Here is a 20,808-nt window from a genome sequence, read left to right on the forward strand (position 1 = left end):
GCGTAAGGGCGGCCAGGAACCGGAGGACGATGAGTCGTTCTGATTTCATGGTGACGACGGCCTGCTGCATGGCTGCATGTGGCAGGTCTTCAACAGCTGAACTGGGACAGCGAGGGAGTGGGTTCAAAAGCAGCTGCGCTGGTAGACTTATCCACAGTTGCTGGTAACAAAATCAGCAATCCGCCCTGGGTCAAATTTCAATCGGCAGGGTGGGTCAATTTTCCATCAGCGCCAACAGTCCTGAGCCCCGACGAGTGTAAGACCCTTGAGGCTCTTAGTGACAAGCTGCTTCGCAAATTGGTGCGTAACCTAGATCAGGCATATTCTGCATGCCGCTTATGTGATCCCAAAGCTTGCCAGGATTGCCCTTGTCGAAGCCGGGGAGTGGACGAGTTGTGATGTGTGTGGCTTGCTTGATTCCGGTGCTGTAGCCCATCACGACGCATAACAAACGCGTGCGCTTCTACTCCACGGTGGATCCAGCCAATTTGTTGGAGCGCGAAAATACGATTGTAAGGCAGGCCGAATCGCTCAAGGGCTGCGTCGCACAGACCTGGTGATACTCGATGGGCAGGATATTTGCCCTTCAGCCAGAGCGGTGGAGCGCTGTTATTTCACCTGCTGTCCAAGCTGTACGAGCACACCAGCGGGCTCATCACCACCAACCTCAGCTTCTCGGAATGGTCGAGTGTATTCAGCGACGCCAAGATGACTACGGCGCTGCTGGATCGGCTGACACACCACTGCCACATCGTCGAAACGGGCAACGAGTCCTACCGTCTGCAACACAGCAGCTTGATCGCCCAGACAAAAATCAAATCACGTGAACGAAAGCGCAAGGACGCTGATGGTGCTGAGGACGATGAGCCGTTTTGATCTGCACCGGAAAAAACCTGCCGCATGCTGGCATGCGGCAGGGCTTGAGCCCCGTAGCCATTTTCACTCATCACCAGCCTATGAGACTCATATCTTCGACTTCAGGTTTTACTGCAAAAAATCAGAAATTTACGCTGAAACAACGTCGTATGCTCATGTGCCACGCTCTTAGCGGCATCTGCATCATCGCTGGTCAGGTGCCACGCGAAATTGGCAACCTGTCGGCGCCGTCACACTCAACCCAGAGCGGGAGCAGTCGGCACTGAAAATAGCAGCTTAAAAACACGGCTCACGCAACAACTACCTTGCAAAACGCCGCTCTCCAAATTAGACGCGTCGCGAGAACTCACTACGCGCGATACATCCTGCCTCAACAGATATACAGATACGACGAGCAAAACAAGATCTTTCAGCAGAAAGGCCGAAACGATAGTCATCGCTTGAAAACCACTTGCGCCTGAATGCCAGGCACCTGGAACAAAAGGCAGCATCGTCAAAGTGCTTACAAAAGTTACGCAGGATTCTAGCGCACCTAAATACACCAGTTTTCTTATTCCAAAAACCCAGAAACAATAGCAAGGCAAAAATCCACCCTGAAGCACCCAAGAAGTAACTTGTGCCACGGACACCCAAGACAGGAATAGCCCATGAGGTAAATGGTCCACTATTGATCAGCGGAAGCAGATCAATGATCTCCACCTCAAAACATATATCATATCCAAACCAAATTAAAATAATAATCATCGGCGCACGCAGAAGATGGTAATCAAGTTCGCATATCAGCAGACCCGGACCAGCCAGCAAATTAATAATAGTTCATAATTTTCTCTCGAATATGAATAAAGTGGCCTGGCGTAATTAGATATCATGGTTTCCTAAGCATCACGGTAACACTAGAAGGCACGAATCTAATGGGCGTTGAACCTATAATGCTGGGCCGCCTTGATGTCCGTGAGACCCGATAATCTTCATAAAGGGCTCCAAAGTATCAGGACTGTTGTAATGGCCACCTAAAGGCCGAATGAAAGTTCCCTAAATACCACAGACGGCACCGACCGCTTGATAGGAAAATGATGAGCCTCTCAAGTGCGATCAAGACCATGGACAAAGTAATCATCGCCAGTTTCAAGCAGCCTACTTAGCGAGCATACTCCCCCGCAGGCAATGACTCACAAACACGTGATTAGCCTGGTAATTGCCGTAACCTTAGCAAGGTTAATACCTGACCACTCGAGCTCCAAGCCCTACACTTCGAACAATGAAGACCGTATCTTGCGTATCAATACCATCGCCGCCCGCCTTTAGCTCTATGTTATCGATGGCATTACACGCCTGAAACTCATCAAAAATAATGGATTGCTTATCGTTCACACAAGGAAACATCCGAAGCCTACTTTAAGGATCTGATTAAAATGCATAAAAAATGCAGGCTCACAAGGCAAATGGCTTGATCCTTATCGCTCGTGCGCGTCTGGAACGCATACATCGTTGTCCGGTCTGCTGGTAAATTCTTTCCTCTGTCCATTTGAACTCCCATCCAATAAGGTTATTACAGAGATCATGTCCAGCCTCACCTCCTGGATGAAACCAGGCGACTCCAGCTGAAGATACTCTTCTTTATTGGCTGTTGTCTTGGTGGTTAAAGCTATGGCCTTGATATTGACGCCGTCTACTGTTTGTAACTCTAGAAAGGAATGATACATGCAGATTGTCTCTATAAAATCATAGAGCTCACAGTTTAGCGCCCGGTATTTCATGTCGATTATCCTCCCCTCCACCTGCAAACCAAGGCTATTTAAGGTAGCAAGGAAAAATGGCCTCTCGGATGACTGATTATCGTCAAGTACATAAATGAAGCTGCGAACTCATCCGTAGCAGCCGAGGCCAGTATCCTGCTTATTAGCCAATGACTTTAAGAGCTAGTCAAAGGTCAGCCTAAAGCAATAGCTCATCACTTAACGGCTGGAAAGTCCAGCGGTGTGTCATTCACACGATTGACTAAATTGGTGAATGTAATGCTGGTGATTGCAAGCAAAGTGTCAATAATTTGCTGATCGCTGTACCCGGCTTGCTTGAACTCATCAACTACATTTGCAGGCACCGTTCCTGTTGTTCGAACCGCTGACCTAACAAACTTTGAAAGCGCGTCGGACTTGGTGCTACCTGAAGGGGTGCCATGGCGCGCCGCCAATATTTCCACCTCCGCCAACCCGGCGCCTTTACTTATCATTGTATGTGCCGCAAGGCAGTAATCGCATCCCGATTCTTGGCTGACCGTCAGTTTAATAATTTCAATTTCTTTGATGCTCAAGCTGGCTTTATGCAGGGCCGCATCGAGTGCAAGGGCCGCTTCTAAGGCCAGCGGGCTGTTAGTTCCAGCCACAAGGAAAGCGTTTGGAACCATTCCTAAAGAACGCTTAATTGAATTAAAAACATCAGCAGTAGGGCCTGCTGCATCTTTAGCGCTTATTACATGTAACCGATTCATAGCATAACCCTTCGTATGATTGAGCGCCGCAGTACTACAAGATGATGAAAGTGACGCCTTAAATAGAGTCTCAAATGAGACGATATCCTAGACTCTTTGCCTAGGAGGCCTGGTAGATCCGTAACTAACCAATTAGCTAAGCAGTGTACATCTACTGATGTTTAATTTTTCCCTCTAAGAGCTCCAGCATTTTTTCAGCGATGACGCTGCCATGAGTTTCAATTGCGAGATGCCCTGTATGGAGTATCATAAGCTTGTCGATGAAGAAGCGAACAGGCCGCGGAAATGCTGAGTCCATACTTCCGCGGCCTGTAGCGACGCCGTAGAGATATCAAGGAGTTGCTTTCATCAATGTTGGGTAGCCGCGTATGAATACCCAGTCAGTTTCTTTGGCAGGTATGTGGCAGCCCATGCACGTTGCTTGAAATCCCTTAGAAACATTCACCTTTGGATCTTTGGCTTCGTAGAGCGCCCAACCCCAGCCCTCAGCCCAATTGCTATTGCCCTTAAATCGATTTTTCTTATCCTTGACCATTACAAACCAGACACTAGTTTCGCCCGCCCATTGAGCCAGTCCTGTTGTTTGAGCGCCTTCTTCCACCGTACGAATTTCCTTGACCAAAACCGCACCGTCGGGAAATTCAGATGTTTTTCGATAAATATCAACCACTTCAGGTTGAGTGTAAACATCATGGAAACCATAACCTGGTGATTTTTTGTCACCAACAATCCAAGACCCTAGGTGACTCCAAGTTTTCCGTACATCTGATGGCAGGCTAATATTGCCGCTTTTATCTACGTAATTTTTATAGGTGTGTTCGTCTAGGTTCTCAGCGTGAGCCTGTAAATTTGTAGCAGCGATTAATATCGCGGCAAGTGTTATGTGCCTCATCATCTACTCCAGTTTTTTCTGCCGCGGCTAGAACGCGCCCTCGGCTATCTTTTGGAAGCTGCCACTCAAGGAGATTCGGCAGCACTAATTCTGTGTTGAATAGTGGAGCCGCTCCGATTTTTGGAGTGTAGACGACGTTTAGAGTAAGCGTCCAGCCCGCCCACCTTTTGCTCGAACACCCCGGCCTGCATCCTGTGCTTTTTCCAGCAGGGGATTCATATGGAAACGATGCACGCGCGGCGCCAGGCCTGGGCTCAGCACGTCCAGGCCTGGCGGGACAGCGGGCTGACTCAGGTCGCTTACTGCCAGCAGCATGAGCTCAAACCCAAGGCGCTGGCCTACTGGATCAGGCGCAGCAAGCAGACTGCCACGCCGCTGACCCTGGTGCCCCTGGCGCTGCAGGGGCCGTCCGCCGGCGGCGAGTTGCTGCTGCAGCACGCCAGCGGCTGGCGGTTGGCGTTGCCGGCTGGCATCGATGCAACCTGGTTGGCCGGGTTGCTGCGGGGGATAGCCTGATGCTCACGCCGGCCCAGGTTTGGCTGGTGGTCGAGCCAGTCGATATGCGTCTGGGGATCGACGGGCTGTCGGCGCACATCCAGCAGGCACTCGGCCGGCCACCCTGCGACGGCACGGCCTATGCCTTTCGTAATCGGCGCGGCTCGCGGCTCAAGCTGCTGCAGTGGGACGGCACCGGTGTGTGGCTGAGCCAGCGCCGTCTGCATCAAGGCTGTTTCCGCTGGCCGAATGCCGACGACAGGCTGCTCACCTTGACCCAGGCGCAGTGGCAATGGCTGATCGCCGGCGTCGATTGGCAGCGCCTCGAGGCGCGTCCGCCGGAGCATTGGCAGGTGTGATAAATAGCTCAGGAACGCCAGTATTTACGGGCCTTTCAGGCGGTTTTCCGGTAGAATTCGCGCATGCTTTTAACCGCCGAACTCGCCGCCCTGAATCTCGATCCTGCCCAGCAGGAAGGCGTCGTTGCCGCCGTCTTACCGCTGCATGCCGAGGCCGAAAAGCTACGGGCCCAGGCCAAGCTCGACACCTTGAAAATCCAGGCGCTGACCCTCGAACTGGCACACCTGCGACGTATTCGTTTCGGCGTCAAAAACGAGGCCCTGTCACCGGAACAGCGTGACCTGTTCCGCGAGACGGCTGACGCCGACAGCGCCGCCATCGAGGCCGAGGTCGAGCAGCAGCTGCCCGAGCTGCGCAGCCAGCGCCAGCGTGCCGGTCGCCAGCCCTTGCCGGAGCATCTGCCGCGCATCGAACACCGCCACGAACCCGAGACCTGCAGCTGCGGCCAGTGCGGCGGCGAGCTGGTCAAGATCGGCGAAGACATTAGCGAGCAGCTTGACGTTACGCCGGCCAAGTTCTTCGTGCACCGGCACATTCGTCCGCAATACGCCTGCCGTCCGTGCGAACGCATCACCGCCGCGCCGGTTCCGCCGGCAGTGATCGACGGTGGCATGGCCGCCCCTGGCCTGATCGCCTGGGTACTGATCAGCAAGTTCCTCGATCACCTGCCGCTCTACCGCCTCGAACAGATCGCCGCCCGTGACGGCATCACCCTGGCTCGTTCGACCCTGGCCGAGTGGGTCGGGCGCTACGGTGTTGCCTTGCAGCCCCTGGTGGATCGGCTGCGCGAGTTATTGCTACAACGACCCGTGCTGCATGCTGATGAAACGCCCATGCAGCAACTCGATCCCGGCCAGGGCAAAACCAAACGCGCCTACCTCTGGGCCTACCGCAGCAACGACCTGGACGAAGGGCCGCGCCTCGCCGTGTTCGACTATCAATGCGGGCGCAGCGGCGAGCATGCACGCACCTTTCTGGGCGACTGGAAAGGGCACCTGGTGGTGGACGACTATGCCGGCTACAAGGCGCTGTTCGCCCTGGGCGTCACCGAGGTCGGCTGCATGGCCCATGCCCGGCGCAAGTTCTTCGAGCTGCATGCGGCCAACCAGAGTCCGGTGGCTGCCGAGGCCTTGCGGCGTATCGCCGAACTCTATGCCATCGAAGCGCGCGGCCGCACTCTCGACGCTGCCGCACGGCAGGTGCTGCGCGAACAAGAAGCCCTGCCCAAACTGCAGGCCATGCACGACTGGCTGCAGCTGACGCGGCAAAGCGTGGCCAACGGTGGCAGCCTGGCCAAGGCCATGGACTACAGCCTGAAACGCTGGACGGCGCTGTCGCGCTACGCGCACAACGCCACCCTGCCGATCGACAACAATCCGGTCGAGGTGCGACACGAAGTCGCTTAATGAAGTTGTTCCCCTTGGTGGGAACCACCCGTGTCACCGGGTGAATCTAGAAGGCTGAATCAAGAGCGCCTTCGACAATGGAACGAGGCATCGCAAGGTGCGGGGTACCAATCGTGAGAGGCGTACCCTTCTGGCAGCCATGGCCGGACAAGGGCTAGATAGTTGGTATGGTGAACACACGTGAATCTGCGCAACGATCGTTAAGTTGAACGAGCGGAAATGGCTTATACGCTCGAACCAAAAGGTAACGGAGGTGGGAATCGCGTCTTTCGACTACGCATTCGTGACCCACATGCCTCCCGGTCGATAGCAGGCACCTAACCCGACGCACTTCAATAAGCGGAACGTGGAAATCCCGTATCGCTCCCGCCAGGGAAAGCCGTTTGTAAAAACTGCCCATGGCGGTGCGGGCGAAGGAACGAGGAAAAAGCGAACGCCATCCTGTAATGGGCTGGATAGGAGTTGAAACATCACTTCACGCGAAAGCGGGCAGACGTCCTCATGGTCTCTCTTCACACGAGAGTAGGTAGAACCCTTTCAACGGAAGGAGAGCAAATGAACGCAGCAGCATTGGCGTGTGCACCTTCCGGCACGTCGTGGGAAGCCATCGATTGGATTGCCGTACAACGTCGTGTCAGAGGGCTGCAAGCGCGTATTGTGAAGGCTGTACAAGACGGCAGACATAACAAGGTGAAAGCCCTGCAATGGCTGCTGACTCACTCGTTCAGCGGTAAGGCATTGGCCGTGAAACGGGTGTCTGAAAACAAAGGCAAAAATACCCCAGGTGTGGACAAGGTTACTTGGAATACGCCTAGGGCCAAGATCGGTGCGATAGAGTCGTTGAAGCGGCGAGGCTACTCGCCGCTTCCGCTTCGGCGAGTTCTTATCCCGAAGAAAAACGGCAAGACGAGACCTCTCGGAATACCCGCCATGAAATGCAGGGCCATGCAGGCACTCCATCTGCTGGCTTTGGAGCCCATTGCGGAAACCACCGCCGACCCAAACTCGTATGGGTTCAGGCCGGAACGCTCGACCGCGGATGCGGCAGCACAGTGCTTTGGTGTGCTGTCACGAAAAGCAAATGCGGAGTGGATTCTAGAGGGTGACATTCAAGGCTGTTTCGACAATATCAGCCATGATTGGTTGATCGCCAACATCCCCATGGATAAGGCGATCTTGCAGAAGTGGCTCAACGCCGGATACATCCACAACGGCCAGCTGTTCCCTAGTAACGCAGGAACGCCGCAGGGAGGCATCATCTCTCCGGTACTGTCCAACATGACGTTGGACGGGCTAGAAGCGATGCTGGCGAAGAGGTTTCCTACCGCCAAATGGACAGGCAAGAAACTGCAAGCAGTGCGGTATGCGGACGACTTCATCATCACCGGGTACTCGAAGGAGTGGCTGGAAAATGAAGTTCGTCCTGCCGTGGTCGAGTTCTTGGCAGAGCGTGGTCTCACGCTTTCCAAGGATAAGACCAAAATCACGCACATAGGGAACGGGTTCGACTTTCTCGGCTGGAACGTGCGCAAGTACAACGGCAAGCTCTTGATCAAGCCTTCCAAGGCGAATATCAGCGCTCACCTTGCCAAGCTACGAGAGTTGATCAAGGCCAACAAAACGATACGGCAGACCAATCTGATAGGTTTGCTCAACCCGGTTCTACGGGGCTGGGCGAACTATCACAGTCATGTCGTCGCCAAGAAGGTCTTCAACCAGGTGGACAGTGCAGTGTGGGAAATGCTCTGGCGATGGGCGGTACGTCGCCACCCTCGCAAGACACGCCGATGGGTGAAGGATCGGTATTTCAAAGTACAAGGGGGGCGTCGATGGGTGTTCTCATGTGCTGAAAAATCCGCCGATGGTCGGAAGCGTCAGTACACGTTATTGGACGCCTCGGACACGCCAATTGTGCGACATATCAAGATCAAGGCCGCTGCCAACCCACACGACCCCGCTTGGGATGAATACTTCGAGTCCCGCTGGGGCAAGAGGATGCTCACTTCCGCGAAAGGTCGAGCCAAGCTGTACCGGATTTGGGTGCAACAGGGCGGTCGGTGCTGCGTCTGCTTCAAGCCGGTGACCAAAGACACACCGTGGCATAGTCGCCATATTGTGAAGCTAGGTCATGGCGGAACGGACGCGGCGGCTAATCTTGAGATATACCACCTGCGCTGCCCGAGGGATGTGCAATTTGCCTATGCCGATGACGTACAACCGGGTGCCTAGAGGTGCCTTAGCGGAGGCTTGAGCCGTGTGCTGGGAAACTCGCATGCACGGTTCTTAGGGGGTTGGACGCGGGCAACCGCGTCTGACTACCCGACAACATCATCCGACCGATCGCGGTGGGTAAGAAGAATTGGTTGTTTACCGGTTCGGAGCGCGCCGGCCGCCGCGCCGCCGCCATCCAGAGCCTGCTGGCCACCGCCAAACTGAACGGCGTCGAGCCCGCCGCCTGGCTCAAGGATACGCTGGAAAAACTGCCCACCTGGCCCAACAGCCGGATCGATGAGCTGTTACCCCTCAGCCCCGCAAACTGAGCAAGGGTGGGGCGGCTGGACGCTTACGCTCCTCAAAACCTGCGGGGAACAGCATTTCTCCCAAGGCGATTTTGAACAGAATGCTGACCCAGCGAACGTCTGTTGCTTCTTGAGACTGGTGGTCGAAGGTCTTTTGAACAGCCTGCCCAAGTGTCTGCCAGTCATCTTCGATTGGTTCGCTACCAAGTGCAGCTTTCCACCAGGTAATACCTGGAAGGTTTTCCAGAAGGAGTAGGGGGCGTAGGGCCTGAGCACCTGCGTGGCACCGCAATACTCGGCCAACGAGCGCTTCAAAAAGCTCACGCGGTTGAGCGGGAAGATGGGTGTGTCTCAGCGTCCAACCTGTCGCCTGCTCCCGTTCGTCTTTGCGATAGCGAAGACCTAACGCGGCAATGTCACGGAATGCCTCAAGCGCCTGATCCCTGGGGATGACTGTGATCACGAGGCTGGCCCATAGCATCTCGGGTAGACGGTCATTGACCCAAGATGAAAAGCTCACCCCCTCTAGCTGCAGCATTGGGGGCACGAGAGCTTTACCGACCCTTTTGTGGCCGGCGAGCGGTGTCGTGATCTTGCCTGAACGACTCTTCTTCTTTTTCTTGGTCATTTGCCGTTCCTACTCTCGGGTCTGGTTGGCTCTCGCAACGTTGCGGGTGACGATTGTGAGACGAAGCATGCCTACAGCTGGGGCGGGTCAGAACTCGGTTTTCTAATCTTCCATTTCGAACTCGAGTGCCTTTAGCACGCCGATGAGAGCCTGGTCGCAGCCTTCTGCAAGATGGAAAAAATGAGCTCGAAAATTACCGTGGGTAGTACGGGCCTCGCGAATTGCGACCTCCTTTTTCTCATGGGTCGCGTGTCCTCGGATCTCATTGCGAAGCTCATGGAGCTTTTTCATAGGAGCCAGCAGTTGTTTGGCAGCCTCCTCACTCAGAGTGCTTCCAAGCAGAATTTCATGAAGAAGCTTCAGCGAGCGCCACACAGGCTCTATTTCTCGCCCTTTTTCTTGGGCGATCTTTCGCAGAGGCTTATCCAGGAAGCCCTCCACCAGCAATTGGTCGAGCGCCAATATTTCATCTCCCCATTCTTTCGGGGAGTCGGTAGCCGGGGCCAGTACGCTATCCATCAGTGCATCGCCTCTCCGGTTCCACCATTCCGGGCAGGCCTTATCCAGTGCTCTCACCTTATTTCTTAAAGAATTTAAGGGGTCGTAGGTCGTACACCACTGCCCCTCTATATCCGTCCGATGGGCTCGTGCCGAGATGGATGACTTCGGCCATTCGTTGAATGCCTTCCAGTAGTTTTGCTCTGCAATAGGAAGCTTGGCGAGGTCGCCGATGTAAACGTGGACTTGGCCTGCCTCATTTATGTCGTATGACTTGATGTGCCAAGCTCCGCGGCAGGAGATGCTTCGGTCTTCGAGCGTGTATTTTTCTGGGTCGGCCTTGAAGCGCTGGAGAACCTCAGGCCTAAAGAATGCGGGAGAGATTTGCCACGGCAGGTCGCTTTGCTCGAAGTAGCTGACGATATGAAGCGGGCTAGCGGATGTCTCGACATTGCGATCATTTTTGCGGTCGTAAATTTTGAAAACTGCATACTCCCGGTCAGGGGCACCTTCAAAATCCCTGCGCCACGCCTCTTCCTGTTCAGCCAGGGTTGTTCGTGAGCGCACAACCATAGCGCCGTGCATGAAGCTGGCACGAGCGGCTGAACCGCCATGGTAAAAAAGATCCTCCCCATCGCGATGGTAGCGGCTTACGTCATTCCAGCCGCTGAAGCTACCGCGAACGGTCCGCGTGAAGTCAAACTTGATAACCAGCGCTAGATCCGCGACTGCCATGTATGTGTCCAGATCTTTGCGAAGGATCGTTACGACTTCTCTACCTTCCAACTGCTCATCGATTGGAAGCGTCAAAACCCGTATCACATCCTCGATATCCCCGTTGCCGTCTAGGCGACAGTAGGCATTCCGCTCGGGGATATAGTGAATGTCCAGGCAGTGGACGAGTTTCTGGCTGACTTCAATTGGAGCCGGACCTTTGTGCACGCCCGAAAGATATCGCCTTGTGACGAGCGTCTCGCCGCCAGAGAGGGCTGATACCCGGTCATTCGGAAATGGTGGCTCTAGGTATACGCGGTAACCTTCAGCCGCGTTCCAAGACTTTTGAATCTTCCAAGCTGCATCAGTGCAAAGCGACGTATTCTGAAGCGCGCCTCCGTCAACCGGTGTGACGTTAACGGTTGGTACGAGAGCTCCGACGATCAATACCGCGGGAGCGGATGCATAGATGACGATCTCATCAGCATTCGCATTCGCGACCAGGTACTGCGAGGCTTGTTCAGCATCCACGTACCAATGATCATCTGGATTCATTGGCGCGGTCGCGAGCGCAATTAGGTCCTTGGCTTCAAATCGGCGCATCTTCCCTCTCGCACTACCATTGGTTCGGTGGAGCTTAATCTCCGCTCCGGCACTATACAGGTCAATCCCATAAAGGTTCGCAAGGCACCTTGGCTAACCACGCTCTACTCTCCAAAGCCAATAGGCTCACGCACAGTCGACAGGCTTTGTCACATGCTGCCGTGTGAGGGTTGATGAGAGCGACCGCTAGTGGCCCAGGCTGTGTAAAAACGTTGGCATCGACCTTGCTGTGATTTGATGGATTCGAAATCAGCGGGGGCGCCAATGAAGCGTTTTATCCAGGGAGAGCATCGAGGCCAAAGCGCGCTGCTTCCCGAGAGCCTGGATGACTACGTGGCGGACACCAACCCGGTGCGGGTGGTCGATGTTTTCGTCGATGAACTCAACCTTGGCCAGTTGGGTTTCGAGGGCGTCGTCCCGGCTGAAACAGGTCGCCCCGCTTACCATCCTGCCGACCTGCTGAAGATCTACATCTACGGCTATCTCAATCGCATCCAGTCCAGCCGCCGTCTCGAACGCGAGGCTCACACATCGGTGTCTAGGGGTTGACTTAATGGATAACGCACGGCTGCATCTACTGCTATGCGCGGCCCAGCCATGCCTATTGGGACCTCTCGCCGGGGATCGATTTCGAGACCCGGCTGATCGCCAAGAGCAACGTCGCCAGCGCGCTGGAGCAGGAACTGAGCAAGCCCGGCTATCGCTGCGCGCCGATCAACCTGGGCGCCAATACCGACCCCTACCAGCCGCTGGAACGCGAACGCCGCCTGACCCGCCAGGTGCTGGAGGTGCTGCTGCGCTTCCGTCATCCGCTGACCATCGTCACCAAGGGCTCGCTGATCCTTCGCGACCTCGACCTGCTGCGCGAACTGGCCGAGCAGAACCTGGTGGCGGTGATGATCAGCCTGACCACCCTCGACGACGAGCTCAAGCGCATTCTCGAACCGCGCGCGGCGGCGCCCTCGGCGCGGCTGCGGGCGATCCGCACGCTCAGCGGCAACGGCATCCCGGTGGGCGTGCTCTGCTCGCCGATGATCCCGATGGTCAACGACATGGAGCTGGAGCGCCTGCTCCAGGCGGCGCGGGACGCCGGCGCGCGCAGCGCCGCGTACATGCTCCTGCGCCTGCCGCGCGAAGTTGGCCCGCTGTTCGAGGAATGGCTGGCGGCGCACTACCCGCAACGCGCCGAGCATGTGATGAGCCTGGTCCGCCAATGCCGTGGCGGTGAGGTCTACGACAGCCGCTTCGGCCACCGCTTTCGTGGCCAGGGACCGTTCGCCGACCTGCTGGCGCAGCGTTTCGCGGTGGCGATGAAGCGCCTCGGGCTGGACCGCCGCGAGGGCTTCGGGCTGGATTGCAGCCGGTTCGCCGTGCCGGGGGCGCAGATGGCGTTGTTCTAGCGTTTTCCTTGCGGTGCAGCATTTCGTATAGGGCGGAGTAGCGGCGGAGCGTGCCGGTGGCGGTATCCGCCCTGCGGGGAGAACCGCTGCCGCCGGGGAAGCCGGAAACGTCGGAAGCAGCCGTCCCGGCGAACGCTCGACCTTCAGGCCGGTCGGGTCAGCGCGCCAGCCCCCTCAACGAAACGGCGACCCGAAGGTCGCCGTCGCGTTCGTGCCGGTAACGAGGCCAATCAGGCCTTGGCGCAGCTCGGCGGCGCCCAGTCGCCCATGTCCGGGCTGTTGCAGACTTCCCGGATCATGCCCTGGCCCTGGGAGGCCACCTTGTTGCCTTCGCTTTGCGCGTCCTGGGCCTTGCGGATGGTCTGCTCGGTGGCGACCGCTTCCTTCGGCACCTTGGGATTGCTGCCGGTCTTGGGCTTGTTGCCGCCTTTCGTAGTGCTGGCGCGGTTCTCGGCCTCGGCGACCTTGGTCACCTCGGCGCGCGGTACGCCGACCTGCTGCAGGTCTTTCTCGTAGGCCTGGGTGTAGTTGCTGATGTTCTCGCCGGCACGGCCGTTGGCGGCGACCAGCAGGGCGTTGGTCTCTTGCAGGCCGCTGACGATCTCGGCCAGGCGCTTGCGCCCTTCGGCTTCGTTGATCGACTTGTTCTTGCGGCCGTCGAGCAGAGCCTTGAACTGGCTCTGGTAGCAGCTTTGCGCCGACTTGGCGTAGGCCACGCTACGGTTGATCTCGACGGTGCTGCGGTCGACGTCGGTACCGTAGGAGCCGATGCGCGCGCGGTCGTCGCTGATCTGCTTCTGTTTCTCCATGTAGTAGCCCGCCGCGCCGCCGGCCAGGGCGCCGCCTGCGGCAGCGAGGGCGGCATTGCGGCCGCGGTTCTCGTCGCTGGCCAGGCCGCCGGCCAGGCCGCCCAGGAGGCCGCCGGTAATGGCGCCGGTGATGGCCGAATTGCGCACCGCGTTATCGGTGCTGCGCAGGTGCGACACCGGCTCGTAGCAGGACGGGTAGTATTCCGCGCGGGTGGTCTGGGCGACCGAGCCGACGCCGCTGCTGGCGCAGCCGCTGAGCAGCACGCCGCTGGCGGTCAACAGGCAGAGCGCGTAGCGCGCCGAGGTGATCAAACGGTTTTCGCTGGGTTGGCTCATTGCATCTCACTCCTGGTTTGATGAACCGCCCGGCTGCCGAGAGGGGCCGGACGGAACTCCTTCAACGCCCGCTGGACGCGAGCAATTCCTTCAATACCGCCTCCGGCTCGGCCCGGTGCTGCTGGCGATAATCTCCGACGTGTTTGACGAACAGGGTCGCGCGCTTGACCAGGCTCTTGCCCAGAACCGGGTTGCGATTGAGTTCTTCCTGGATGCGCTGGAACTGCGCCTGGATCACCGCGTCGGTGTAACGGGTGCCGGTGGCGAGGTTGTCGATGTAGATGGCCAATGCGCCATCGAGGGCGCTGCGCCCGTTGGCGATGGCGCCGGCATAGAGCTGGGCGGTCGCCTGATCCCTGGCTGCCACGGCTTTCTCCCTGTCCTTCTTGAGGTTGGTCAGGCGTATGTTGTAGTTGTTGATCGTCTCGGCGACCAGTGCCGCCGACTGTATCAGGTTTCCGGCGGCCTCTTCGCGCTGCCGGGCGATCAACGAAACGTTACGCTTGAGTTCCTCGTTTATCTGGGCCAACTGCGCCTGCATCTGCGGGTCGCGGGTGGCGGCAATGATTCCGTCCAATTGCTTGGTGGGATCTTGAGCGTCATCGATGGCATCGGTCAATGCCGCTAGTCGGCCTTCCTTCTGCCATTGGGCGAACAGCTCGGGATAGCGCGAGCGCGGCGCGGACAGCGCGCCGATGGCGACACGGAAACCGGTGGTCTCGTTGCGCTGTTCGCTGCCGTCGGCGGCGAACAGCGGGTATTCGCGGCGCATCCCGGTGAATAGAGTCATCTCGCCTTCGAGATAGTTCCCGCCCTTCACCACGAAACCGCCATATGTGCCCTGCCGGCGACCGGCGTGGACCAGTTGGAAGGACTCCTGGACCATCTCCGCGGCATTGCCGATCACGTCGAACAGGCCCAGCGGGTTCGGCCGCTTCATCCCTACCGGCAACAGTCGCGCGGCCTGGCCGGTGCCGCCGGCGACCTGGTTGTACACCGCCCAGTCGCCCAGCGGGCCTTCCTGGTCGCTGCCCTCGACCTTGCGCGGGAACAGCCGGCCTTCCAGCTCCTGGCGGCTGACCGCCTGGCCGCCGCGCGCGGCGAACTCCCACTCGACCTCGGTGGGCAGGCGGACGAAGCCGATGCCGCCGTCCTCGGGATTCTTGCCGCGGCCGCTGACCGGCAGCAGTTCCGGGTGGTTCTTCAGCAGCCAGGCGCTGTACACCGCGCCGAAGCGTTCGGCGTCGAAGCGCGAGAGGTTGACCTTGGGCAGCCGCGCGGCCATCCCGTCCGGCACGTCGCAGGCCGGCGCCTCGCCCTGGCCGGAGAGCGCGGCCGCCTGGCTCATCACCGCGGCATACTGGCGGGCGGTCACCTCGTACTTGCCGATGAAGTACAGCATCGGCTTCAGCGGGGTGCCGGCGGCAGGCTTCGGCAGGCTGGCGGAGAGCTTCTGCTGCCAGGCCGGTGCCAGGTCGGCGAGGCTGAACTGGCCGTTCACGTAGTCGCGCCGGTAGCCGGAGATGAACGACTGCTGGTAGCCCGCCTCGCCTTCGTTGAAGGCGTAGCCGAGGTTGACCTCGCGATCGTCGAGGGCGCCTTCGGCGAGTACGTAGACATGCCGGAAGACCATCTCGCCGCCACACGGCAGCGGCAGGGCGACGTCGTCGGCCAGCGGCTTGGGATTGTCCGGCGAGTCGCCTTCGGCCCAGGCCGGCGCGGCAAATGCCAGGCAGGCGCCGAGGGCGAGCGGAAGAATGGCTTTCTCAAACATCGCGTAATCCCTCTGCGGCTTCGATCCGCGCCGCGCGCCAGCCGCCGCTGGCGGCGGCCAGGACGCTGCACAGCAGCGTGGCGAGCAGCGCCGTCAGGTAGTGGCTGGGCAGCAGGCGGCAGACGAACTCGCCGCTCTGGTTGTCGAACAGGTGGTTCAGCGCGCCGGCCGTGGCGGCGTACAGCAGCCCGGCGAGGAACAGGCCGAAGACGGCGCTGAACAGCGCCAGGAGCATGACGAAGCCGACCAGCGCGGCGGTCGGGAAGCCCAGCAGACGCAGCACCGCCAGGGCGCGGCGCTTGCGTTCGACGGCGGCCAGGCTGCTGGCGGCGATGGCGGCGAAGGCACCGCCGATGGCCAGCGCGGCGACGATCCAGAACACCAGGCCGAGGTTGCGGCTGAGGCTGCGTACCTGGGCGATGGCCTCGGCCTGGGTGGCGACCTCCACGCCGCTCGCGACGAAGTGCCGGCGCAGCCCTTCCACCGCGTCGAGGTCGCGAGCGTACAGGCGGAAGCCTGGGTAGATGCGTGCGCGCGGTGTCTCGCCGGCCTTCCCCGGCCAGCCGTAGGCGGACACCGCGCGGCCGTCGCGATAGTCCTCGGCGGCTTCCAGCAGGGCCAGCGGGGCGAACAGCGCGTCGCGGGCGAAACGCTCCTGTGGCAGCACTGCGAGCACTTCCAGCTCCAGGCGCTGGCTCTGTGCCTGGCCATCCATGCGCCGGCCGATGCGCGCGACGATGCGCTCGCCAGGCTGGGCGCCGAGTTTTTCCGCGGCGCCGTGGCTGAGCACCACGCGGGTCGGCCGGTCGGGTTGCGGCAGGCCGGCCAGCAGCGGGTCGCCGGCGGCGCTGGGAATCATCTCGACGCTCAGGGCGGTCTCGCCGCCGCCGCTGAGGTCGGCGGTGGCGGCGATCTGCCGGGTGCGCGGCACGGCGAAGGCGACGTCCACGCGTGCGGCCAGGGCGGCGATGTCCTCGGCACGGTAGCGGGCGCCGCCGACCGGAATGATCTCGCGCACCGAAGGCGCGCGCTCCAGCCGCTCGGTGAGGGTGCCGACCAGGCCGTACTTGAGGCCGAACAGCACCAGCAGCGGGGTGATCACCGCCGCCAGGGCGAAGATCGCGCAGAGCGACAGGCGCGCCTCGCCGCGATAGTCGGCCCAGGCCAGCGAGAGCAGCAGGCCGGCGCGCATCAGCCAACTTCCTCGAGGCAGGCGCCGACGCTGTCGTCGGCCTCGCGTTGCCAGCGGATGGCCAGGACTTCCAGGCCCGCGGCGCGGGCCAGGCGCTCGTCGTGGGTGGCGACCACGGTGCAGGCGCCGCGCTCGCGGGCCTGCTCCACCAGCAGGCGCATCACCCGTTCGGCGTTCAAGGGGTCGAGCGCCGCGGTCGGCTCGTCGGCCAGCAACAGGCGCGGCGCATGCACCAGGGCGCGGGCGATGGCGACCCGCTGGCGCTGGCCGACCGACAGCGCCGCCGGTTTCTTGTCCAGCTGGTCGCCGATTTCCAGCCGCTCGGCCAGCGCCTGCACGCGCTCGGCGGATGGGGCGCCGAGCAACGCGCAGGGTAGACCGATGTTGCGCCGCACATCGAGGAACTCGAGCAACCCGCCGCTTTGCAGCACATAGCCGCAGTGCTGCCGGCGCAGCGCCGCCAAGCGGTCCTGGCAGCCGTCGCGCCAGAGCGCGGCGATGTCCTGCGGGCGTTCCCCGGCGAGGAATTCGAAGCGCCCGCCAGGGTCTGGCGCCAGGGCCAGCGCCAGCAGGTCGAGCAGGGTGCTCTTGCCGCAGCCGCTGGGGCCGACGATGGCCAGCTGGCGACCCGCGCGCAATTCCAGCGCCGGCACCCGCAGGCGGTAGCGCTGGTGGCCGGCGCCGTGGCTGCGGGCGACCTCGTGCAGGCGCAGGATCATGGCAGCGTCGACAGCGGCACGCGGTACAGCGCGTCGCCGGCGTCGGCGTCGCCGAACCGGACCCAGTTGGCGACGTCGTTGTGGAAGGTTTCGTAGAGGCGGATCTTCGACTCCAGTTCGTCGATGAAGTCCTGCTGTTCGGCGACGCTCAGCGACAGCCAGAGGTCCTGGGTCATGTTCAGCGACTTGCTGCGGTACGGCAGGCCTTCCAGGTATTCGCCGAGCACGCCGCTCTGCGCCAGGTTGCTGCCCTTCACCAACTGCGCCGGGTCTCGACTCATGTAGGCGCTGGCGCTGGCGATTTCCTGGAAGAAGTCCTTGGGCGAGGTCTGGGTGCGCTTGGCCGCGTCGACGATCAGTTTCAGCGACTGTTGCAGTTCGTTGAGTTGCAGCTTGCTCAGCAGCACGCAGACCTGGAACGCCGGCAGCGCCGGGTTGGTCAGGTCACGGTCGGCGGTCCAGGCGGTGACGACCTGCGGCGCGCGCACCGGGTCGCGGCGACCGAGGAATTCCATCTGCATGGCGTAGCCGATGGCCGCCGACTTGCTCGCCACGCTTGGCGCGGCGTCGAAGCGCGGCGCCTGCGGCTTGCGGTTGCCGGCGTCGTGGACCAGGTCGGCGAACACCGTGCCGATCTCCTTCACCGTGTTGCCGAAGGCGTTCACCTCGCCGCCGGCCACCGGGATGTAGAGGTCGGCGATCTTCGGGTTGGCGTCGGCGGTGAGGCTGCGGTACTGCTGCTCGGCGTAGCCGTGGTTGTTCTTCCCGGCCGGGGTGCGCAGGTGCAGGGCGTAGATCTTCACGCCCTTGCGCAGCGCCGCCTGGCGGACCTCGGCCTCGTTCATCTGGGTGCGCCCGAGCGGGTCGTTCTTGCGCAGCGCGCCGGCGTCGGTGACCAGCAGCACCACGCGCCCGGCGTAGGGCGACCAGTCCATTTCGTCGACCGCCTGCATGATCCCGGCGAAGGCGTCTTCGTTGAACGAGTGGCTGGAGACGTCGGTGGCGCGCACCTGGCTGCTCAACTCGGCGAAGCGCTGCGCGTCGTTGCCCGGTTGCAGCGGCACCAGGGTCTTGCTGACGTATTCCAGGCCGGGGGTCTTGTCGGTGTTGTTGCGGAAGCCGACCAGGCCGAAGCTGACCTTGTCCAGGTCGCCGCGCTCGCCGATCTGCCGCTGCAGGCCGTCGATCACCTCGCGCACGCGATCGATGTAGGGCTGCATCGACACCGAGGTGTCCACCACCAGGACGATGCCGGTGCGGAAGGTGTCGCTCGCCGCGCCGCTGGCGCCGCCCTGCCCGGCCTGGCCCGGCGCCTGGGGGGCCGCGGCGCTGCCGCCGGGGTCGATCGAGGCGACCTCCAGCAACTGTGCCGGCTGGCCGTCGGCGTCGAAGCTTTCCTTCGAGTCGAAGATCGGCAGCAGGTAGAACTGGTCCTGGGGGATCGCCCGGTCGTTGGGCTCGACCGCGACCACCTGCGGATCGCCCTTGTGGTCCACCGCCTGGGTCAGGGTGTCGCGCGCTGCGCGGGTATCGCCGAGCAGGCGTTCGACCTGCTCGGCGCTGTTGAGGAACATTACCGGTGCGCGGCCGGAGCGTTCGGTGAACTTCAGCACCAGGCTCTGCTTCCAGTCGCTCACCGCGCTGGCCGGCAGCCAGCCGTCGCCCTCGCCGTTGCTGGAGGCGCCGACGCGCAGCCAGGGGCTGCCGCCGACCTGCTTGCGGGCGTACACGTAGAGCACCGAGAAGGCCGGCACCGCGCCGGCCCTGGGCGGGCCGCCAGCCTCGGCGGAGATGGCCGCGCCGGGTTTGGTCAGGACGCGCTGGAACAGCGTCTTCTTGCCTGGCATCAGCAGCGGACGCTCGCCGCCGTCCTGTTCGGCATCGGCCACCGGGGTCTGCTGCTGCGGCTTGTCCGCCGGCGTCTGTCCCAGCGGCGCTGGATCGGCAGCGCTCGGCGCATCGCCCGAGCCCAGCAGCCACCAGGCGCCGCCGCCGATCGCCAGGAGCACGGCGGCCGCGGCGGCGGCGATCAGCGGCGTGCGGCTGCCGCCGGCACGCGGCTTCGCCGGCGGCAGCGGAGGCGGCGGGGGCGATGGTGGTTTCACCGCTTGCGACGGCGGAGGCGGGGGTGGCGTGGCGCCGCCGGCGCTGGGCGTGACCGGCGGCAACTGGATCGACACCGGTTGCAGGCCGCCGAGGTCGGCGGGCGGCAGGGCCGCGGGTTCGGCCGGCGGCGGGTTGCTCGCTCGCGGCGAGCCCTGCGGCGTCGCCAGCGGACGGATCTGGGTGGCTTCCAGCGCGCTCGGCGCCAGGCGGTCGAGGGCGGCGATCAGCGCGCCGGCGGTGGGGAAGCGCTCGGTCGGGTCCTTGGCCAGCAGCTGGCGGAGGATGTCCTGGTAGCGGCCCTGCTCGATCGGCAATTCCGGCAGTGGCTCGGTGAGGTGGGCCAGGGCGGTGGAGAGCGAATCCTTGCCGTTGTAGGGCAGCTTGCCGGTGAGGATCTCGTAGAGCACCACGCCCAGCGCATAGAGGTCGGCGCGGCCGTCGATCTCCTGCCCGCGGGCCTGCTCCGGGCTCATGTAGCTGGGGGTGCCGACGGCGAAGCCGACCTGGGTGAACTGGGTATTGTCCTCGATCGACTTGGCGATGCCGAAGTCCGAGAGCACCGCGGTGCCGTCGGCGCGGAACAGGATATTGGCCGGCTTCACGTCGCGATGCACCAGGCCCTGGGAGTGCGCGTAGCCGAGCGCGGCGGCCACCTGCCGTACGTAGACCAGGCCCAGCTCGGGATCGAGGCCTTGCTGGATGCGCTCCTTGAGCGTGCCGTTGGGCAGGTATTCCATGGCCATGTAGTAGCAACTGCCGACGTTGCCGATGTCGTGGATGGTCACCGTGTTCGGGTGCGACAGCCGCGCCAGGGTCCGACCTTCGCGCAGGAAGCGTTCGGCGAAGCTCGGGTCGGCGGCCAGCGCCGCGGCCATCACCTTCAGTGCCACCTTGCGCTGAAGCGAGCGCTGGGTGGCCAGGTAGACCGTGGCCATGGCGCCTTCGCCCAGCTCGCGTTCGATGTCGAATCCCGGAAGTTCTATGTCCATGTCC

The 20,808-nt window shown here is 61.1% G+C and carries 14 protein-coding genes and 5 pseudogenes; 8 read left to right on the forward strand and 11 right to left on the reverse strand.

Annotated features, from left to right (window positions below; translation table 11 throughout):
• Positions 1–434: 434 nt before the first annotated feature.
• Positions 435–876, forward strand: a pseudogene (locus tag HMPREF2886_RS22905) (ATP-binding protein); the annotation flags it as partial.
• A 236-nt stretch (positions 877–1,112) separates the two neighbouring features.
• Here the strand turns inward: HMPREF2886_RS22905 and HMPREF2886_RS35340 are convergent.
• From HMPREF2886_RS35340 to HMPREF2886_RS33730, 4 genes are all read right to left on the reverse strand, one after another.
• On the reverse strand, positions 1,113–1,367 hold the full coding sequence (locus HMPREF2886_RS35340) for a hypothetical protein (protein ID WP_350328784.1): 255 nt from the start codon (positions 1,365–1,367) through the stop codon (positions 1,113–1,115).
• 963 nt (positions 1,368–2,330) lie between these two features.
• Entirely contained in the window at positions 2,331–2,633 is a 303-nt protein-coding gene (locus HMPREF2886_RS35345) for a Rho-binding antiterminator (protein WP_045733404.1), read from the reverse strand.
• 194 nt (positions 2,634–2,827) lie between these two features.
• The gene (locus HMPREF2886_RS33725) at positions 2,828–3,364 is read right to left on the reverse strand and encodes a carboxymuconolactone decarboxylase family protein (protein ID WP_028697083.1); all 537 of its coding nucleotides are present in this window, start codon (positions 3,362–3,364) and stop codon (positions 2,828–2,830) included.
• A 331-nt stretch (positions 3,365–3,695) separates the two neighbouring features.
• Positions 3,696–4,256, reverse strand: coding sequence for a cytochrome P460 family protein (locus tag HMPREF2886_RS33730; protein WP_073655985.1), 561 nt, complete (start codon positions 4,254–4,256; stop codon positions 3,696–3,698).
• A 219-nt stretch (positions 4,257–4,475) separates the two neighbouring features.
• Between HMPREF2886_RS33730 and HMPREF2886_RS22915 the strand changes: the two genes are divergently transcribed.
• From HMPREF2886_RS22915 to HMPREF2886_RS33735, 5 genes and pseudogenes are all read left to right on the forward strand, one after another.
• The gene (locus HMPREF2886_RS22915) at positions 4,476–4,772 is read left to right on the forward strand and encodes an IS66 family insertion sequence element accessory protein TnpA (protein WP_083318605.1); all 297 of its coding nucleotides are present in this window, start codon (positions 4,476–4,478) and stop codon (positions 4,770–4,772) included.
• Positions 4,772–5,110 carry an IS66 family insertion sequence element accessory protein TnpB gene (gene tnpB, locus HMPREF2886_RS22920; protein ID WP_031634193.1) on the forward strand — a complete coding sequence of 113 codons (339 nt, stop codon included), beginning with the start codon at positions 4,772–4,774 and terminating at the stop codon, positions 5,108–5,110. Before HMPREF2886_RS22915 ends, tnpB begins: the two co-directional genes overlap by 1 nt.
• A gap of 63 nt (positions 5,111–5,173) precedes the next feature.
• Positions 5,174–6,496: pseudogene (locus HMPREF2886_RS22925) on the forward strand (IS66 family transposase); the annotation flags it as partial.
• Between the two features lie 576 nt (positions 6,497–7,072).
• A complete protein-coding gene (gene ltrA, locus HMPREF2886_RS22930) occupies positions 7,073–8,746 on the forward strand; it encodes a group II intron reverse transcriptase/maturase (protein WP_033997878.1) in 1,674 nt (557 codons plus the stop codon).
• A gap of 92 nt (positions 8,747–8,838) precedes the next feature.
• A pseudogene (locus HMPREF2886_RS33735) lies at positions 8,839–9,057 on the forward strand (transposase domain-containing protein); the annotation flags it as partial.
• On the opposite strand, the gene HMPREF2886_RS22935 reads toward HMPREF2886_RS33735, so the two are convergent.
• Positions 9,041–9,664, reverse strand: a complete 624-nt coding sequence (locus tag HMPREF2886_RS22935; RefSeq protein WP_256562570.1) for a hypothetical protein — start codon at positions 9,662–9,664, stop codon at positions 9,041–9,043. The pseudogene HMPREF2886_RS33735 and the gene HMPREF2886_RS22935 overlap by 17 nt on opposite strands.
• Before the next feature lie 102 nt (positions 9,665–9,766).
• Positions 9,767–11,479, reverse strand: a complete 1,713-nt coding sequence (locus tag HMPREF2886_RS22940) for a hypothetical protein (protein ID WP_003150565.1) — start codon at positions 11,477–11,479, stop codon at positions 9,767–9,769.
• A gap of 264 nt (positions 11,480–11,743) precedes the next feature.
• Here HMPREF2886_RS22940 and HMPREF2886_RS33740 point away from each other — a divergent pair.
• Positions 11,744–12,016, forward strand: a pseudogene (locus HMPREF2886_RS33740) (transposase); the annotation flags it as partial.
• Between the two features lie 26 nt (positions 12,017–12,042).
• Positions 12,043–12,879: pseudogene (locus HMPREF2886_RS22950) on the forward strand (PA0069 family radical SAM protein); the annotation flags it as partial.
• Between the two features lie 230 nt (positions 12,880–13,109).
• On the opposite strand, the gene tagQ reads toward HMPREF2886_RS22950, so the two are convergent.
• The 5 genes from tagQ to ppkA all read right to left on the reverse strand — a co-directional run bounded on the left by tagQ (position 13,110) and on the right by ppkA (position 20,804).
• Positions 13,110–14,024: a type VI secretion system-associated lipoprotein TagQ gene (tagQ, locus tag HMPREF2886_RS22955; RefSeq protein ID WP_016252828.1), complete on the reverse strand. Its 915-nt coding sequence runs from the start codon at positions 14,022–14,024 to the stop codon at positions 13,110–13,112.
• Between the two features lie 61 nt (positions 14,025–14,085).
• Positions 14,086–15,798: a type VI secretion system-associated regulator TagR gene (tagR, locus tag HMPREF2886_RS22960; protein WP_003106615.1), complete on the reverse strand. Its 1,713-nt coding sequence runs from the start codon at positions 15,796–15,798 to the stop codon at positions 14,086–14,088.
• Positions 15,791–16,990 carry a type IV secretion associated ABC transporter permease TagS gene (tagS, locus tag HMPREF2886_RS22965; RefSeq protein WP_070748444.1) on the reverse strand — a complete coding sequence of 400 codons (1,200 nt, stop codon included), beginning with the start codon at positions 16,988–16,990 and terminating at the stop codon, positions 15,791–15,793. The genes tagR and tagS overlap by 8 nt, the downstream gene beginning before the upstream one ends.
• On the reverse strand, positions 16,990–17,709 hold the full coding sequence (gene tagT, locus HMPREF2886_RS22970; protein ID WP_033968170.1) for a type IV secretion associated ABC transporter ATP-binding protein TagT: 720 nt from the start codon (positions 17,707–17,709) through the stop codon (positions 16,990–16,992). The genes tagS and tagT overlap by 1 nt, the downstream gene beginning before the upstream one ends.
• On the reverse strand, positions 17,706–20,804 hold the full coding sequence (gene ppkA, locus HMPREF2886_RS22975) for a serine/threonine protein kinase PpkA (RefSeq protein WP_058179427.1): 3,099 nt from the start codon (positions 20,802–20,804) through the stop codon (positions 17,706–17,708). The genes tagT and ppkA overlap by 4 nt, the downstream gene beginning before the upstream one ends.
• Positions 20,805–20,808: the final 4 nt, after the last annotated feature.

Source organism: Pseudomonas sp. HMSC066A08, assembly GCF_001813025.1.
GTDB classification, from domain to species: Bacteria; Pseudomonadota; Gammaproteobacteria; order Pseudomonadales; family Pseudomonadaceae; genus Pseudomonas; species Pseudomonas aeruginosa.